General features: G+C 52.0%; 1 protein-coding gene. It reads right to left on the reverse strand.

The window, feature by feature from the left end; all coding sequences use genetic code 11:
- Positions 1-1,687 (reverse strand): RNA-binding domain-containing protein (locus Q8W22_RS16590; RefSeq protein WP_305453113.1); only part of this gene is annotated, 1,687 nt, incomplete at its 3' end.
- Positions 1,688-1,906 lie beyond the last annotated feature (219 nt).

The raw sequence follows: 1,906 nt of genomic DNA on the forward strand, positions 1-1,906 counted from the left end.
CACTTGTATTTGCCTCGAGGTCACTTGTATTTGCCCCGAGGTCACTTGTATTTGCCTCGAGGTCACTTGTATTTGCCTCGAGGTCACTTGTATTTGCCCCGAGGTCACTTGTATTTGCCTCGAGGTCACTTGTATTTGCCGCTTCCTGACTTCCAAATAGAGACAATTCATCAGCATCAGATGTCCAATCAGCCAGCTGATAATAGGTTGCTGGTCCTGCGCCTCCCTTCACCAACAAGCAATGCTGATGATGCAACCTACCTAGCACCTGACTGGCCGCCAATGTATCCAGCCCGGTTACAGCACGCAGACCAGCGTTATCGACCGCACCGGTTTCCTTCGACAGAATCAGGGCTCTGGCTTCATCATTCGTCAGTTGCAGCTGTTTGAACTGGCTAAGCCACGCCAGCTGGTCTTCACCCAACAGGTGATGCAGCAGGTATGTAGCCTGAAACTCATTGGCAATCACATGGCTGGAGAATACCGGAGCTGTCAATCCAACCTGCTGCAGCAGATTACGCATGGTACGAATCCCGGAGCCTTTGGTCTCCGCAAAACTCAGATCGTATAACACGGCAGCAATCACAGGGTTTCTCAGCTTTGAACCCATTTCACCTAACATGGCTTCTGGTTTGAGTGAATATCCTGCGTTACGGATGTCGATACGGTTACTGTAGCGCACCACCAGAATGGGCTGCTGCACCTGATAATCCCGATGCATCAGGGCGTTTACTACGGCTTCCCGAACAACCTTTTGCGGTAACAGTGGCTGATCACTGCGCTGGGTACTGCCTTCCGGTAGACGAAAGTGTTTGGGCAGATCATCCAGAATGGCGGCTTCCAGTTTGGGAATCAGACGCAGCAAGGGTCCACGCAGATCCAGTGTAGTCTGAAACCGCTGTTCCGGGTCTTCAACCCATTGAACGCCACTGCTGCGAACGTAATCAACCCGCACCGACGGCAACAAGCGGCGCAGTGCCAACGGTTTTCCCATCATTAACAAACCTGCCACATTCGGCAGCCACTCGCCGTTTTGTTTCTTGACCAGATTCAGTGCCCGCAGCATCTCTTGATCGTTAGCCTGTAACTCCTCAGCATAAGGACGCACACGCGCACGCAACTGGCGATACAGTGCAATTACATCCGGATCGAGGTCATCCCATTCGGCATCAGGCAGAATTACCTGCTCAAAACCCAAGCCACTTTTGGCCAGCAGTAAAGGTTCCAGCTCGGACTGGGTACATTCGTAATCGCCGTTCAGACCGCGCCGCCAGACACCGGTTTTGCGCTTGTTCTTGCTATCGAATTTACCCTTGAAAGTACTGGGTTTGGCTGCTGGCTCCAACTCGGCCACAAAGACCAGAATCAAGGTTTTTCCTTCAAGCTGAACAACTTCTGCAGACACAGGGATACTCTGCTCAAACTGTTCACGGCAGTTGTTTTGCAACTGCCCTAACAGCTGATCGGTATTGCTGACACCGCACACATAAAACCGGTCGTGCTGTTGGTCTGGCTCCGATACCCCCAACAGCAGGTAACCTCCACCCAGGCCCGGCTCGTTAGCAAAGGCGCAGATAGTTTGCATCACGGAACTGCCAATGTCTGAGCCGCGCTTGGCTTCAATACGCGTGCATTCATCCAGCAGTTGCAGCTGCTCCAGTAACTCTTCAGCGGTAAATTCGTTCATGTGTAATCCGTCTCCCTGTTACTGGGTTTTTACCCACCGCTTGTCCGTTAACCACTCGGCACCCGGGATTTTCCGAAAAGCAGCGAAGAGCTGACTGTCGTACCGGGTTGGTTATATGTAGTGGTTCAATGATTCCGGACACCAACGTAGGTGGTAATATCGCCACCATAAACGAGGTGTCTGATGACCAGCAAGCGACGTTCCTTTTCTCCTGAATTC

The organism is Oceanobacter sp. 1_MG-2023 (assembly GCF_030689025.1).
Lineage (GTDB): Bacteria > Pseudomonadota > Gammaproteobacteria > Pseudomonadales > Oceanobacteraceae > Oceanobacter.